This is a genomic window from Micromonospora sp. CB01531, from assembly GCF_001905095.1.
Lineage (GTDB): Bacteria > Actinomycetota > Actinomycetes > Mycobacteriales > Micromonosporaceae > Micromonospora.
This window is the reverse complement of sequence record NZ_LWLS01000088.1, coordinates 45,595-60,240: the sequence shown is the minus strand read 5'-3', so window position 1 is coordinate 60,240 and position 14,646 is coordinate 45,595. Positions and strand designations below refer to the sequence as shown.

Annotated in this window: 18 protein-coding genes and 1 pseudogene; 13 read left to right on the top strand and 6 right to left on the bottom strand. The window is 69.3% G+C overall.

The features are described from left to right. On the top strand, positions 1 to 478 hold a 478-nt coding region (locus A6A27_RS44445; protein WP_198940459.1), incomplete at its 5' end, for a hypothetical protein. Positions 479 to 781: 303 nt separating this feature from the next. Next, complete coding sequence (locus A6A27_RS42350) at positions 782 to 1,330, top strand: excalibur calcium-binding domain-containing protein (protein WP_083672887.1); 549 nt, start codon at positions 782 to 784, stop codon at positions 1,328 to 1,330. A 249-nt stretch (positions 1,331 to 1,579) separates the two neighbouring features. Here A6A27_RS42350 and A6A27_RS26640 read toward each other — a convergent pair whose 3' ends face one another. Both A6A27_RS26640 and A6A27_RS26635 read right to left on the bottom strand, forming a co-directional pair. Further along, entirely contained in the window at positions 1,580 to 2,287 is a 708-nt protein-coding gene (locus A6A27_RS26640) for a DivIVA domain-containing protein (RefSeq protein WP_073837395.1), read from the bottom strand. Between the two features lie 785 nt (positions 2,288 to 3,072). Then, positions 3,073 to 3,510, bottom strand: coding sequence for an IS3 family transposase (locus A6A27_RS26635; protein ID WP_241825480.1), 438 nt, complete (start codon positions 3,508 to 3,510; stop codon positions 3,073 to 3,075). Between A6A27_RS26635 and A6A27_RS47620 the strand changes: the two genes are divergently transcribed. The 6 genes from A6A27_RS47620 to A6A27_RS26610 all read left to right on the top strand — a co-directional run bounded on the left by A6A27_RS47620 (position 3,455) and on the right by A6A27_RS26610 (position 8,692). Further along, the gene (locus tag A6A27_RS47620) at positions 3,455 to 3,697 is read left to right on the top strand and encodes an integrase core domain-containing protein (RefSeq protein WP_083672886.1); all 243 of its coding nucleotides are present in this window, start codon (positions 3,455 to 3,457) and stop codon (positions 3,695 to 3,697) included. The two genes, A6A27_RS26635 and A6A27_RS47620, sit on opposite strands and share 56 nt — an antisense overlap. A gap of 65 nt (positions 3,698 to 3,762) precedes the next feature. Then, entirely contained in the window at positions 3,763 to 4,245 is a 483-nt protein-coding gene (locus tag A6A27_RS26625; RefSeq protein ID WP_143194166.1) for a hypothetical protein, read from the top strand. 187 nt (positions 4,246 to 4,432) lie between these two features. Continuing rightward, positions 4,433 to 4,582, top strand: a complete 150-nt coding sequence (locus A6A27_RS44440; RefSeq protein WP_158074055.1) for a hypothetical protein — start codon at positions 4,433 to 4,435, stop codon at positions 4,580 to 4,582. 620 nt (positions 4,583 to 5,202) lie between these two features. Then, on the top strand, positions 5,203 to 5,982 hold the full coding sequence (locus A6A27_RS26620; protein WP_073837393.1) for a glucosamine-6-phosphate deaminase: 780 nt from the start codon (positions 5,203 to 5,205) through the stop codon (positions 5,980 to 5,982). Next, positions 5,979 to 7,205, top strand: a complete 1,227-nt coding sequence (locus tag A6A27_RS26615) for an N-acetylglucosamine-6-phosphate deacetylase (protein WP_073837392.1) — start codon at positions 5,979 to 5,981, stop codon at positions 7,203 to 7,205. The genes A6A27_RS26620 and A6A27_RS26615 overlap by 4 nt, the downstream gene beginning before the upstream one ends. Continuing rightward, positions 7,202 to 8,692: a UxaA family hydrolase gene (locus A6A27_RS26610; protein WP_073837391.1), complete on the top strand. Its 1,491-nt coding sequence runs from the start codon at positions 7,202 to 7,204 to the stop codon at positions 8,690 to 8,692. The genes A6A27_RS26615 and A6A27_RS26610 overlap by 4 nt, the downstream gene beginning before the upstream one ends. 28 nt (positions 8,693 to 8,720) lie before the next feature. Here A6A27_RS26610 and A6A27_RS26605 read toward each other — a convergent pair whose 3' ends face one another. From A6A27_RS26605 to A6A27_RS26595, 3 genes are all read right to left on the bottom strand, one after another. Continuing rightward, positions 8,721 to 9,710: a LacI family DNA-binding transcriptional regulator gene (locus A6A27_RS26605; protein ID WP_073837390.1), complete on the bottom strand. Its 990-nt coding sequence runs from the start codon at positions 9,708 to 9,710 to the stop codon at positions 8,721 to 8,723. Positions 9,711 to 9,862: 152 nt separating this feature from the next. Further along, entirely contained in the window at positions 9,863 to 10,111 is a 249-nt protein-coding gene (locus tag A6A27_RS26600; protein ID WP_073837389.1) for a hypothetical protein, read from the bottom strand. Further along, on the bottom strand, positions 10,093 to 10,701 hold the full coding sequence (locus A6A27_RS26595) for an SGNH/GDSL hydrolase family protein (RefSeq protein WP_073837388.1): 609 nt from the start codon (positions 10,699 to 10,701) through the stop codon (positions 10,093 to 10,095). The genes A6A27_RS26600 and A6A27_RS26595 overlap by 19 nt, the downstream gene beginning before the upstream one ends. A gap of 80 nt (positions 10,702 to 10,781) precedes the next feature. Between A6A27_RS26595 and A6A27_RS26590 the strand changes: the two genes are divergently transcribed. The 4 genes and pseudogenes from A6A27_RS26590 (at position 10,782) to A6A27_RS47610 (ending at position 12,879) form a co-directional block, all read left to right on the top strand. Beyond that, positions 10,782 to 12,074 carry a Gfo/Idh/MocA family protein gene (locus tag A6A27_RS26590; RefSeq protein ID WP_083672884.1) on the top strand — a complete coding sequence of 431 codons (1,293 nt, stop codon included), beginning with the start codon at positions 10,782 to 10,784 and terminating at the stop codon, positions 12,072 to 12,074. Next, positions 12,071 to 12,217: pseudogene (locus A6A27_RS47615) on the top strand (mannitol dehydrogenase family protein); the annotation flags it as partial. The gene A6A27_RS26590 and the pseudogene A6A27_RS47615, both read left to right, overlap by 4 nt. A gap of 138 nt (positions 12,218 to 12,355) precedes the next feature. After that, positions 12,356 to 12,628 carry a hypothetical protein gene (locus tag A6A27_RS46260; protein WP_241825479.1) on the top strand — a complete coding sequence of 91 codons (273 nt, stop codon included), beginning with the start codon at positions 12,356 to 12,358 and terminating at the stop codon, positions 12,626 to 12,628. 38 nt (positions 12,629 to 12,666) lie between these two features. Beyond that, on the top strand, positions 12,667 to 12,879 hold the full coding sequence (locus A6A27_RS47610; protein ID WP_443190004.1) for a hypothetical protein: 213 nt from the start codon (positions 12,667 to 12,669) through the stop codon (positions 12,877 to 12,879). 477 nt (positions 12,880 to 13,356) lie between these two features. Here the strand turns inward: A6A27_RS47610 and A6A27_RS44435 are convergent, their stop codons facing one another. Next, positions 13,357 to 13,533, bottom strand: a complete 177-nt coding sequence (locus A6A27_RS44435) for a hypothetical protein (RefSeq protein WP_158074054.1) — start codon at positions 13,531 to 13,533, stop codon at positions 13,357 to 13,359. 545 nt (positions 13,534 to 14,078) lie between these two features. Between A6A27_RS44435 and A6A27_RS26570 the strand changes: the two genes are divergently transcribed. After that, a complete protein-coding gene (locus A6A27_RS26570) occupies positions 14,079 to 14,537 on the top strand; it encodes a hypothetical protein (RefSeq protein WP_073837383.1) in 459 nt (152 codons plus the stop codon). Positions 14,538 to 14,646 lie beyond the last annotated feature (109 nt).

Here is a 14,646-nt window from a genome sequence, read left to right as displayed (position 1 = left end):
CGGCGAAACCAAGACGGACGTGCAGACCGCCGAACTGCAGGTCTTCTCGCAGGCCGCCACCGGAGTCGAGCCGCTGCCCCCGTCACCGCCGGACGCCCCGGTCACCGAGACCGGCCTGATCGCCACGGGCAACCCGTCCACCGGCACCGCCGACGACGCCACCGGGGTGACCGCCACCGCGTTCAAGACCGCCTGCGCCGTGCCGGCGGCGCCGGCTCAGGGCGCGGACGGCTGGGTCACCAAGCTGCCCGACAGCTTCGGCGACGGAGCCCACCAGGCGCAGGTACGCAGCGACATCGCCACCCCGTACGACTTCGACCTGTACTTCTACGACGAGTCATGCACCCTGCTCGGCGCGGCGGCCTCCTCCGCCGCAGACGAGTCCGGCACCATCCCGGCCGGCTCGCGCTACATCCTCACCCAGCTGTGGCTAGGCGCCGCGGTCCCGTTCACCCTCACCGCCACGGACACGAGGTGATGTAGGGGCGCGGCAGGCCCGACCAGCGGGTTCGGAAACCGGCGTTTCGCCCGTCGGGTGGTGGCTGCCGGATATCCGGCAGCCACCACCCGCCGTCACATCAGCCCGCCGCCCGCTTTTGCTGGGCCTTCGCGTGGGATCTGGCGCGCGGCAACCGGAGGTGCATAGGCTGCGGCCTGGCCGTCGGCCACTGGCGGCACGTTTAGACGCCCAGATAGCACCAGGCTGCGATGAGGATGCTGACACCCTCGCCCCGCCCTGGTCCCACGCCGAACCGACGGCCACCCATATGGAGCAGCTCCGATGACAACACCTACCCCGCCTCACGACGGCCAACACGAGATACCGCTCGACGACACGGCAGTCCTGCCGATCCTTCCCACGTCTCCCACATCGACCAAGAGAAAGGCACTGCCGTTGCTGATTGCCTGCGCCGCCCTCCTTGGGCTCTGTTGTGGCGGCGCAGCGATCATCGCAGCCAACAACTCCGACTCCGCGCAGCCCTCTGCCAGCAACACGACGCCCGGCAACCGCTTCCTTGCCGTCGACGCAAGCCCCACACCACCGACAGCAGAACCCACCACGGCGGATCCGGGCACCGGGGGAGACACCGCCAAGCCCAAGACCGCGGCACCCAGGCTCTCCGCCAAGCCCACAGTCACCCGAACCACTAGCCCACGACCAGCCCCGACCACCACCCAACCAAAGCCGCCGCCGGTGACCGATCCTCGCTTCCGCAACTGCAAGGAGGCGAACGCGGCCGGCTACGGCCCGTACCGTAGGGGCATCGACCCGGAGTACGCCTGGTACCGCGATCCAAACGGCGATGGCCTTGTGTGCGAACGGCGGTAACGAGGCCATCCGCCGCCGGCTGGGAGCGGACAGTCGTCCGAGGCCGCAGACGCGGATGGATCCCGCCGCACGACGCGCCCAGAACTTGTAATCGCGGCGTCGCCGCGCTGCGAGCGCTTTCCTCGCGATAGCGGGTGTCCTCGGTGGCCTACATCGGACGTCAGCGCAGCCCTGCGAACACGGCGTCGACCTCGGCGCGCGCGTCGGCGCTGTGAAACGACTCGAGGTAGCGCCGGGCAGGCGGAGTCGTCACTGGGCCGGGTTGCCTTCGACCTGGGTGGTCTGTGGTTTACCGTCGAGGTCGCGTAGTTGGCGGTCCAGGTGGGTCTTGAGTCGGGTGTGGTACTCGTGCGCGAATTGGGTGAGCTGGTCGATGTCGTTCTGTATCGCGGTGCGCTCGGCGTCCAGGTCGACCATCGCCTTCTGGTGGCGCTGACGGGCGTCCCGCTCTAGGGCGTCGGCCTTGTCCTGTGTCTCCGCGGTGACCCTTTGCGCTGTCGAGCGGGCGTCCGACAGCAGCTTGTCGGCCTCGCTGCGGGCGTCGGCGAGGTGGTTGTCGGCGGTGCGCTGCGCCATCGTGAGTACCCGCGCGTGCTCCTCTGCGTGGCCGTCGAATGCCGGGCCGGCCTGCGTGCGTACCTGTTCCAGCTCGGCGTGGATGGCACGGGCTGCGTGCTCGGCGGCTGCCCGGTCCCGTTGGAGCAGGTCGAGCCGGGCCCGCTTGTCGTGGAGCTCGGCGGCCAGCATCGAGTCGAGGTCGGGGCGGGCTGAAGCGCCGCCAGGACCGTCTCCGCGCTCCATCTGAGCACGTAGTTTGAGGTTCTCATCGATCAGGCGGGCGAGTTCGCGTGCAACCTCGTCCAGGAAGGGGTCGACGTCCTCCGCGTCGAAACCCCGCTTGCCGATCGGAGGCTTATTGAAGGCGACGTTGTGGACGTCGGCGGGGGTGAGCGGCATGAAGACTCCTCGGTCAGTTGCGGGTAGGGTACGACGGGTCCTCGGCGTACGTCCGATGATCAAGCCCTGTCACGGGCCGACTCAAACGCTCCCCGGAGCGCACCAGTGCGCCGATTGCCCGCCGCCGTCGTAGTGCCGCGGCCACGTCGGCGTCGCGGTATTCCGATCTTCCGGCATCTTCCGCAGCGAATGCGCTGTTGGCACGGGCAAATACCAGCGCAACGGGTGCGGATGCCGCAGGGAACGTTGCCCTCTCACCAATGCACGACACCGCCCTGCGGTCGGTACGCCGTAGCCGTCGTTTTCGGTCGTGTCTGGTTCCCAGGTACCGGTACTGCCTGACGGCGCAGCGCACCGGCCACGGCTCCGTGGGTCGGATCTACCGACACGTCCGCAGGCAACCCTGCTGAGGCTGTGGATGACTCCATCACTTGCAACTGCGTCCGGGCTCCCGCCAACCGTTACACCTTGTACCGCAGGTCACAGACCCGGCCGGGCTTGCCTCGCCGATCAGGTCGTAGACAGCGAAGCGCCCTCGCCACTTCTGGAAGGAGGCGGTGGAGGCGCTGTCGTACGTGTGGTCGGCGCCGCAAGGGATCCTGTCGAGCAGCCAAGTGAGCAGCCAAACCAGCGAGCATGGCGGACCGGAACGCCATGTCTGGCATGAGAACCAGGCGGTGGACCAGCGCCCGGGACTGGTTCGTAATGCGTAGGTCGCCGGCGACGGCCGGCGGCCCCCAGAGGTGGAGCCCGGGTGAGCTTCCCCCGCTTTGATGGAGCGGTGGTTACCTGCTGCCGGTTGGTGCAGGGGTGGCGATAGCTGGCTCAGCCAGGTCGGTCTGGCGGGTGTTCCAGGCGGTCTCGTACTCGTCGGGGCTGAGGTAGCCCAGCTCTTTCTGGATGCGGCGGGTGTTGCACCAGCCGTCTATGTAGGCGAAGATCGCGTTCTCGGCCTCGTCGCGGATCCGCCAGCTCGTGCGGTAAACGAGTTCGATCTTCAGCGTCGACCAGAAGTTCTCCATCAGGGCGTTGTCGAACGAGTCGCCGACGGAGCCCATCGACGGCAGGATCCCGTTGTCCTGCAAGCGCTCCGCGAACCGGAACGACGTGTAGTACACCTCCAAGGCCTTCGCCGACGCCTGCCGCACCGCCGGGGTCCGCCAGTCCATGAGCGCGATCGGCAGCTCGGCCGACAACGCCGCCGCCGAGTCGTTCAACGCCACGTTCAAACGGGAAACCCTGCAAGGCCGACGCGCATTCACCGACGAGCGCGACGCCCGGCTAAGCACGTTCCGCTGGCTGCACCGCTACGACACCGTCCGCCGCCACTCCCGACTCGGACACCAATCCCCGATCGCCTACGAGAGCGCCCGAACAACATCAACTACTAGGCTGCCTTCAGCGGCATGAACCCGTGTCCAAGATCAGGGGTAAAGCCCGCGGTCACGGATGCCGGTCTTTGTCTTCACCAAATCTTGCCTTCAGCCGACGCAACAGACCCCTACGAACTCGCCGTCGACGTCCCGCCGGGTACGCGGGTCGCCGTTGCGTTTACCGAACTCGCCCAAGCGGTCGGCGGCCGCGAGGATGTGAAGAGCCTCTTGCCGGTGCTGTTCGAGCGGTTGGTGATGTCCGATGAACTCGACCCGAGCATCGTTCTGGGCATGCTCCTGCGCGAGGAGTGGCGCACCTGGCCGGCCGCCGAGCAGGACGCCATCGACCGGTACCTGGAGGCGGTGTGGCGGTCCTTGCTGGCGGACTACCCGTCGCGGCTCGGGTCGTTCCTCGACGCGGCGACCTTCCTCGATGCGGCCAGCAGCGCCGGGGAGAGAGCCAACCGTTTCCTGGATATCTGGGATGCCACACTCGGCTCGTCGGCGGACCGTCACCTGGTCTACGCGGTGAACGGGTGCAATTTCGCATCCCGCAGGCCGAGTGCCCTTGGTGACTGGCTGTGACGCGAGATGGTCCGAGACCGGCTGTATCGGGCGTTCGAGCGAGACCACGACGTGGTCTGGGCGGACGACCTCGCGCGGGCTTACGATCTCGTCCGTAGCTGACGAAGTAGCAGGGCCGTGGAGCGGTCCGAGTAGGCGCACAGGCCCATCATTTGCTGCCCAGGTCGGCGGAATTCGGGGACATGCCGTGATTGGAGCTTTGCAGAGCATGCCGGACGTGGTCCGCTACTCCGAATCCGGCCTGCATCGGATCTTCGGAGAGAACGTGCCGCCAGGGGCGGCAGAGCTGCTCGGGGCGGAGTTGCCGCGCGAGGTGGACGTGTTCTTCGAGGCGTAGTAGGTGCCGTAGGTGCGGCGGGCACACCCGGCCCGGCCGCCGCGACGACGTGGGGCAGGTACTCGGCCAGCGTCGGCAGGCTCGGACCGGGCGGTCAGCACTGGGCCAGCTTTGTACGTGCACCGACCGATGCTCTGCTGGCCTGCCGCGATGGCAGGTATCCCGCCTCAACCTGTCCTATCGGAACGCGGAGCAGTTGCTGGCCAAACGTGGTGTGGCGGTCGATCACGTCACCGTCTACCGCTGGGCGCAGCGGTCACGCCGCGGACGCCGCCCGCTTCAGCCGGCACTCACCAGGCGACGCCCCGCCCGCTCGGCGGGTCGCTGCCGCGTTCACCGAACTTGCCCAGGAATCTGACCGCGGACCCCACACCGGGGTTCAACGCGTCCGCCGATCCCACAACGCAACGGTGCCGTCGGCCGTCGTCGGGCTTGCCGTGGACGGCGGGAGGAGAGCAACGCGGCGGCGCCAGTTGCTCGCCGATGGAGATCGGGTAGCAAGCGCTGTCATAGGCGTGTTGGCAGCTTTCACATGGATCACTGCGACACGGTCTTGCACTTGCTGCATGCGTTTGCGGTAAGGTGGTGTCTGCTTGGTTCGCCACTCTGAGGAGGATCAGTTGCCCACCCCACTTGCCCGATTCACGGCGGACAGCCTGCCCGTCGAGGTGTACGCGAGCGAGGTCGACCTGGGCCGCGCCGCGGCCGAGCGCGCCGCCGCGGTCATCCGGGACGCGGTACGGCGGCGCGGCAGCGCCCGCGTCGTCGTCGCCACGGGAAACTCCCAGTACGCCTTCACCGATGCGTTGCGCGAGCAGGAGATCCCGTGGGATCGGGTGACGGTCTTCCACATGGACGAGTACGTGGGTATCGCGGCCGAACACCCGGCCTCGTTCCGGCGGTGGATCAGGGAGCGGATCGCGGAACCGTTCGCTCCCGCCATGGTCCACTACATCGACGGCAACGCCCCCGTCCCGGAGGCCGAGTGCGCGCGGTACGAGGCCGAGCTGCGGTCGCTGCCGCTGGACTTGGTGTGCATGGGCGTCGGGGAGAACGGCCACCTGGCCTTCAACGAGCCGAACCAGTCACGCTTCGACGACGACCGGTGGGTGCGGGTGATCACGCTGACCCGGCGCTCGCGCGAGCAGCAGGTGGGCGAGGGGCACTTCGCGACCGTCGCCGACGTGCCCGCCAGTGCGATCTCGCTGACGGTGCCCGCGCTGCTGGCGGCCGCGGCGGTCCAGGTGTGCGTGCCCGAGCAGCGCAAGGCTCCGGCGATCGCGGCTACGCTGAACCAGCCCATCACTCCGGCGTTCCCGGCCACGATCCTGCGTCGGTCGGCGCACGCCACGCTGTTCCTCGATCCGAGCTCCTCCAGCAAGATCGACTTCCGTCCGTGATACTGGCCGGCGGCCGGGTACTCCTGCCCGAGGGCATCCGCGACGACGTGGACGTGGTGATCACCAACGGCAGGATCACGTCGCTGGTACCCCACGGAACCGCCGGGACCGACGGCTCCGGGATGACCGAGCCGGACGGGCGGATCGAGCGGAGCGGGTCGCCGGAGGCGGCTGGGTGGATCGACCTGGGCGGGCGGCTGGTCACCCCCGGGCTGATCGACCTGCACGTCCACGGGTTCGCGGGCGCGTGCTTCGACGACGGACCCGAGCACGGTGCTGCGGTGCTGCGCGGCCTGGCCCGGCTGGGAGTTACCAGCGCACAGGCCTCGCTCGTGTCCGCGCCGGTGGACCGCTTGGCCGCCACCCTCGCCGGGTTCGCCGCCGTGGACCGTACGGCCGAGGGCGGAGCGGAGCTGCTCGGCGTGCACCTGGAGGGACCGTTCCTGGCGGCCGCGCAGTGCGGCGCGCACGCCCCCGCCGTGCTCGGCCCGCCCACCACTGCCGGCGTCGGCCTGCTCCTGGAACACCGCGACGTGCTCAGCATGATCACGCTCGCCCCCGAACTCCCCGGCGCCGTCGAGGCCACCAATCTCTTCGCCGACGCCGGGGTCGTGGTGGCCGCGGGCCACAGCGACGCCCGTGGCGACGACCTGCGCGCGGTGGTCGGGGCTGGGCTCACGCACGTAACGCACCTGTGGAGCGGCCAGTCCGGCACGATCAGGCGGGGCCCGTGGCGGATCCCCGGCCTGCTGGAGGAGGCGCTCGCGGCCGACCACCTCACCGCCGAGGTGATCGCCGACGGCCACCACCTGCCGCCGGCGCTGCTGGAGATCGCCCGCCGCTGCGTGGGCGAGCGCCTGTGCGTGGTCTCCGACGGCACGCCAGGCACCGGCCTGCCGCGTGGCGCCCGCTATCGGCTCGGCACCGTGACCTGCGAGGTCGGCGACGGGGTCGGCCTGGTGGTGGGCGCCGACGTGTTCGGCGGCTCCACCACGGCGCTTCCGGGAATGCTCCGCCATCTGACCGGCGATCTCGGCTGGCCCGTCCACGAGGCGGTCGCTGCGGCTACGCGCACGCCCGCGCGGGTGCTTGGCCTGGCCGGCCGCAAGGGCACGATCGCCCCCGGTTTCGACGCCGACCTGGCCGTCTTCGACGACGGCTTCCACCCGTGGGCGACCGTGCTGCGTGGCACGTGGCTCGGCCCAGAAAGGACGAGCGCATGACGAGGGTCATCCGGCTGAGCGAGGGCGACTCTGTGGCCATCACGCTCGACGGGCTCACTGCTGGCGACCTCATCGGGTACGGCCTCACCGCCGCTCAGGACATCCCGCCCGGCCACAAGGTCAGCCTGGCCGCCACCGCAACCGGCGCGGAGGTCACCAAGTACGGCCAGGTCATCGGTCACGCCACCGCGCCCATTGCCCCCGGCCAGCACGTGCACACGCACAACCTCGCCTTCTACGACACCGAGCGCCGCGAGGTTGTCCCCCATCCGCGGGAGGTCACCCCGATTGAACCCGAGACATTCCGCGGCATCATGCGCCCGGACGGCCAGGTCGCCACCCGCAACTACGTCGGCATCATCACCTCGGTCAACTGCTCGGCGACCGTCGCCAAGCTCATCGTTGACCAGGCCCGCCGCTCGGGGATGCTGGACGGGGCGCCGGGCGTGGACGGGGTGGTGGCCATCACGCACGGCAGCGGGTGCGGCCTGGCCGCCGACGGCGAAGGGCTGGAGCTGCTGCGCCGTACGCTGTCCGGCTACGCCGCGCATCCCAACTTCGGAGCCCTGCTGGTGCTGGGACTGGGGTGCGAGGTGAACCAAATCGCCGAGCTCGACCTGCCCGCCGGCACCCCGGTCGCCGCGATGACCATCCAAGAAGCGGGCGGGACAGCAGCGGCCGTACGCAAGGGCGTCGAAGCCATCCGCGAGCTGCTGCCCGCGCTCGACACGCCGCGCACCGAGGTTCCTGCCTCGCACCTGGTGCTCGGGCTGAAGTGCGGCGGCTCCGACGGCTACTCGGGCATCACCGCCAACCCCGCGCTGGGCGTGGCCGCGGACCTACTGGTCGCGCAGGGCGGCACCGCGATCCTGGCCGAGACGCCAGAGATTTACGGCGCCGAGCGGCTGCTGGCGGCCCGGGCGGTGGACGAGAAGGTCGCGCGGACGCTGCTGGATCGGATCGACTGGTGGCGCGATTACACAGCACGGCACGGCGGCACGCTCGACAACAACCCCTCGCCGGGCAACAAGGACGGCGGAATCACCACGATCTTGGAGAAGTCCCTGGGCGCGGTGGCCAAGGCCGGGAGCTCGCCGCTGACCGGCGTCTACCGCTTCGCCGAGCCGGTGCGGCAGGCGGGCCTGGCCTTCATGGACACGCCTGGCTACGACCCCATCTCGGTCACTGGCATGGTGGCGGGCGGCGCCAACATCGTCTGCTTCACCACCGGCCGTGGCTCCGTCTACGGATGCAAGCCGGTGCCGAGTCTCAAGCTGGCTACCAACAGCGATGTCTACCGCCGCATGCGCGACGACATGGACCTCGACTGTGGGACCATCGCCACAGGCGAGCGCACGATCGAGGAGACTGGCCGCGCCATCCTCAACCTGATCCTGGCCACCGCGTCCGGGCAGCAGACCGCCAGCGAGCTGCTCGGGTTCGGCGACGAGGAGTTCGCCCCCTGGCAGCTCGGTGCCGTCATGTAGCCCGGAACCGCCTGGTGGGTCGGCGCGGTTATGCGGGAGGAGCCAGCGCGGTGGAGCCGCGGACGACCAGCCTCGTCTCGAGCTGGACGACGGGCAGATCCTCCTCCGCCGGGTTTTCGATCATGTCGAGCACCATGTCGACCGCGGTCATCCCGGCCTCGGCCCCCGGCACGTGGATCGAGGTCAGCGTGGGGTAGGCCATGCCCGACATCGGGCTGTCGTCGATGCCGATCACGCTGAGATCCTGGCCGACCCGCACTCCCCGCTCGGCCAGCCGCGTCATCAGGCCCAGCGCGATCAGGTCGTCGTAGGCGATGACCGCGGTGACGCCACTGGCGTGTACCAGGTCGGCGGCGCGCACCCCGGCCTGGACCTGCGGCTCGAATGGCCCATACTCCACCAGCTCCACACCCTGGGCCGCGCAGGCCGCCACGACCGCCTCGCGCCGCTGTGTGTTGGACCACGAGCGCCGCGGGCCGTTGAGATAGGCGAGCTTGCGGTGCCCGAGCGCGGTCAGGTGTTCCACGGCCTCCGCCATCCCGTCGGCGTTGTCGACCAGCACGTTGGCCCCGCCTGCGACCCGCCGGTTGACGAACACGATGGGCTTGAGGTGGGCCAGCTCGTTGAGCCGTTCGTCCGCCGCCCGCGGCGACACCATGATGAGCCCGTCGACGCGCTTGCGGAGGATCTGTGCCCGCTGGACCTCGTCTCCCGGGTGCTCGTCGACGTCAGTGATGATCACGGTCTTGCCTTTGAGCCCCGCCCGCGCCTGGATCGCCTTGATGATCGGCGGGAAGAACGGGTTGGCGATATCGGGCACGATCAGCCCGATCATGTCGTGATGCCCTGAGTTCAGCGAGCGGGCCGTCTGGTTCGGGACATAGCCCAGCTCGCGGGCCACGCGGCGCACCCGATCGCGCGTGTGCGCATTGACCTTGTCGGGGTCGGACAGCGCCCGCGAAACGGTCGACGCGGACAGCCCCGTGGCCTTAGCGACGTCCACAAGCGTGACTGACATGAGCCGCGTTCCTCCTTGTTTGCAGCAACGAAACGACGATATCGCACAGGCGGGCCGCAGGAAGCGACCCAACGTTGCAGAGGATTCTGGTGTTGCGGCAATCGCTTACAGTGCCTGGTACGGCAGCTGCCTTTCGTGATCATGGCTGAAGTTCAAGGTTGAGGCGGCGTGTAGAAGGCCGGCTCGCCGGTTGTGGTGTTGCGGCGGATCAGGAGGCTGTGGTGGCCGCCGTCGTCGGTGCACACGTCGTCCAGCCAGGCCCAGTCGTAGAAGCGCGGTCCCTTCGACCCGTCGCCGGCTGAGCGGCGCTGCCACGCCGAGGCGGGCAGGTCAGCGGCGATCCGGTCGGCACGGACCCGAGTTTTGCCGCCGTCGAGCGGGATCAGATGGCTGCGGGGCACCGCGAGGACGTGGGCACACCGAGAGCGCCGATGAGGGTGAGGGCCATCACCCGGTGGCCCTCGGCGTTGGGGTGGGTGGGGTCGCCGTACCACCGCGGATCGGCCGGCTGCCAGCGGGCATGGTGGTCGACCAGCGCCGCGCCCTGCTCGGCGGCCAGCGTCCGGATCGCCTCGACGTAGGCGGGGATGCCCTCGATCGGCCCGGGGACCGGGGTCTGCAGGGCGACGCGGGACCCGGATTGCCGCACCCGGTCGATGATCGGCACCATCACGGCGAGGTAGTCCTCGACGGGGGTGTCCTTGGCGTCGTTCGTGCCGACCCCGATCACTGTCACGTCGGGCGTGTGCCGCAGGACGGCGCGGTCCAGGTTCGCGGCCAGGTTGGTGGAGCGCCAACCGCTGACCCCGGTGTTGATCACCACGTCCAGGGAACGGCCGCGTTCGTGCCTGATGCACTCGGAGAACAGCTCGGCGTAGCCGCGGGCGCCGTCCGTCCACCGGGCGGCCTGCACGATGCTGTCTCCCGCGAACACCCAGGTCACGGGTTCATCTCCGGTCAGCAGGTCCTTGATTGCCGCCAGGTCGTCCATCGCACTCCTCTGCAAGCGATTGTTGCAATCCCATGAGGGCTTCCGGCATTATGGCACGGACCTCGATCATAATCCCATGAATGCGTTTGCAGGAGGTGGCCGGAGTGAAGCGGTACGTGGTGTGCGGGCTGTCCAACCGGGGACTGGCGAGCTTCGTGCTGCCACTGATCGACGCCGGCGACACTGTCGTGGGCGTGGTGGATCCCGACCGGGCCAGGGTGGAGGCGTTCAACGACTCGGTGCTTCCCGGGGTGCGGGAGCGCCTGCCCTGGTACGCGCCGGGTGACTTCGACCGGATGGTCGATGAGCTGGCGCCCACCACGGTGATCGTCACCTCTCCCGACCACACCCACGCCGACTACATCGTGGCCGCGCTCGCCCGCGACCTGGATGTCATCTCCGAGAAGCCTATGGTCACCACCGCCGCCGACGCCCGGCGCGTGCTGGAGGCCGAGCGTGACAGCAGGGGGTCGGTGCTGGTCACGCACAACATGCGCTACATCCCGCGGCACCGCCAGATCAAGCAGCTGATCCAGGACGGCAGACTGGGCCGCATCACGCATGTCGCCCTCGACTACCATGTGGACCTGCGGCACGGCGGCAGTTATTTCCAGCGCTGGAACCGGGTAAGGGCGCTGTCCGGCGGGCTGTCGGTGCACAAGGGCTGCCACCACCTCGACCTGGTCTCTTGGTGGATCGACGCCGCCCCCGAGCAGGTCTTTGCCTACGGCGCGCTGAACTACTACGGCCCCGACAGCCCGCATCGCCCCCGCGACGCCTCTGGCAAGCCATACACGGGAGCCGAGCTGCGCGAGCACGACCCCTACTACCAGGCGCAGGCGGGCAGCGGTGTTTTCCCCGAGCCCGGCGGCCGCACCGGTCTGTACGGCCTGGCCTACGAGTACCAGTACCCCGCCGACACCTACCTCTACGACGACGAGATCGACGTCGAGGACACCTACTCCGCGCTGGTGCGGTACGAGGGCGGCGCGAGCCTGGCATACAGCCTCGACTTCTCCTCCCCATGGGAGGGTTACCGGGTGGTGATCAGCGGAACGCACGGCCTCATCGAGTCCAGGCACGGCAGGACCCCGGACGGGAGGCCCCTGCCCGGATCGGACACGTTCACGTTTTCGCCGCTGTTCGGCACGCCGGAGACGATCGAGGTGATCGTGCGCGAGGGCGGTCACGAGGGCGCCGATCCGCTGCTGAACAACGACCTGTTCGGCGAGCCCGCGCCGGAGTCGCTGCGGCAGGGGCTGCCCGCCGATGCGCGGCAAGGGGCGCTGGCAGTGGCGACGGGCGAGGCGATCTGGCGCTCGGCAATGGAGTCGCGCCCGATCGACATCGCTGAGCTGGTCGGCCGCTCGTGATCCTGCACTTCGGGCTGGGCGCCTTCCACCGCGCGCATCAGGCGGTCCACACTCAGGAGGCCGGCGACGGGTGGGCGATCTGTGCCGTCGCGCCGCGCTCCCTCGACGTGGTTCGCGCGCTGCGTGCCCAGGACCACCGATACACGGTGCTGGTGCGCGCTGCTGCGCCCAATGGCCGCCGACGCCGGTCCGGTGGCAGTGGTCAGCTGCGACAACCTCCTCGCCAACGGGCCTCGGTTTGCGTGAGGCCGTGCTGCGCCTGCGGGGGAGTGCTGAAGGGGGTGTCGTTCCCTGCCACGGTGGTGGACCGGATGGTGCCTGCCACCACGCCCGACGACCTGGCGATGGCGGCGAAGCTGACGGGGCGGGCGGACCTGGCGGCCGTGATGGCCGAACCGTACAGCCAGTGGGTGCTGCAGGACGACTTCCCCGCCGGCCGGCCGGCGGGGAAGCGGGCGGGGGCGCGGTTCGTCGCGGACACGGAGCCCTACGAGCGCGTCAAGCTGCGCATGCTCAACGGCGTGCACGGCACGCTCGCCTACACCGGGCTCTGACCGGCCACGAGCACATCGCGGGCGCGCTCGAAGATCCGGTGCTCGCCAGGCTCGTCGAGCGCCTGCTCGGCGAGGACGTTCTGCCCACGCTGGACGCCCCGCCCGGCGTGGACCTGCAGGAGTACGGCGAGCAGGTGCTGGCCAGGATGCGGAACCGGGCGCTGCGCCACCGGTGCGCGCAGATCTGCGGACAGCCCGGCCCGCGCCTTCGCCCGGCCCGGCTGCTCCGCGCAGGATCGCGACACCACTAGCCGCCCCTCCTCGCGACGATCACGGAGGACCGGATCGCCGACGGCGCGATGCCGCGCTGGGCCTGCCTCGCGGTGGTGGCCCGGCTCAGGCACGTCACCGTCTCCACCGACGACGCCGGCCGGTCAGCGACCCGCAGGCGGTCCGGCTGCGGGAGTTGGCGCACAGCCCTCGAGCGCCGATCGCCCAGGTTGCCCCCGATCTGGCAGACCACGCGGAATTCATCGCCCGCATCCGCGCCGACCTGGCCGATTTCACCGCGTACGGTGTGCGGGGGAGTGCCTCGAGCGCGGGTGAGTGGCAGCTCTTGTGCACCGACAGCCCGCTCGATAGCACGCCGACAGTTCGAGCGCAGGACATAGCTCCACCCGTGTCGGATGTCGACGTTCTAGTCGGTCGTCAACCGAGCGATGCGGCCGATCGCACCATCGACTGCCAGCGCCCCAGGATGAACGCCTCGTGGCTGTGGTCCGGCCTGGTCACGTGACGGCGCCCGGAGCGACGTCGGCCAGCGGCCTGGTCGTACGCATCGGGGCCGGTGGATCAGTTCGGCTCTCGACTGGACGCTCCAACAGCCGACTGAACTCCACCACCCGCTCGGCGTCCGGATCCACGATCGCCGCGACCGTGCCGTAGGCCAACAGGGACGTCGTCACTCATGGCGTCGCCACCGATCCGTTGCTGCAAGCATCGCAATCGATTCTGATGCAGCCTCCGGTATCGAACGTCAGCTCAGTAGCCTCGCCTCCTTAAGTTCCAGCCGCCCCGACTTCGTCCGAAGTCGATGCCGGCGCGAGTTCACCCTCGTCCCGATCCACTCTTGCAGCAAACGTTTGCAATCGCTAGGGTTCAACCCCATAGCCACGGCGCGGGCGCCTTCGACGAAGGAGTTGACCATGGACAACACCTCGCAGAACGAGCCTCGCGCGAGCCGCCGGCAGGTTCTGGCCGGCGTCGCGGCACTGGCGGGCGGCGCCCTGGTCGGGCCCGGACTGCATCCCGCGAAAGCGGCTTCGATGACGGCGTCGCTGGTCCTGCCCGACCCCCCGGCCGACGGAATCGCCCGCGGCCAGGTCTTCGACAACCAGATCCCGGACAGGTCGGTCTACGCCGGCCTGGTCGACTTCGTCTGGGATGCCTCGACGCTCGCCCAACCGGCCGGCGCGGTGCCATCGGGCTATCTCGCGAGCAGGGCTTCACCGTGCAACGGGACGCGAACTACAACGACGACGCCTGGCGGGCCAAGTTCGACTTCGCGACGTCGATCGCGCCGAGCAAGCGCTATCTCGCGATCAATCAGACGACCACCGAGGACCTCGCCGACGCCTCACAGTCCCAGGTCGCCTGGGCGATCGCCAACTACTTCCTCTACCGCCGGCAGCCCAGCATGATGACGCTTTGCGGACTCGGCCAGTATCACGTCTTCGTCGACCGCCCGGAATTACACACCAATATCGGCACGCCGTCGACCGCACCCGTCCAGGACACCACCGGCGCTTGGAAACGTAGCTACACCGGCGGTCGGGTGCTGGTCAATCCGTCCTCCAGTCAGGCCGTGACGATGGTGCTGCCGGCGGGCACCTGGACCGACCTTCATGGCGTCACCTACAGCGGCCACATCCTCGTGCCGCCGAACTCCGGCACGGTACTCAGCCGCTGAACCCTCGATCTTCACCTCAGCCTCACCATCGGTTACCCGACACCACGAGGGAGTGCGATGAAATCCGACAAATCCAGCATGAGCGGGCGTCCGTGTCAGCCGTGGCGCG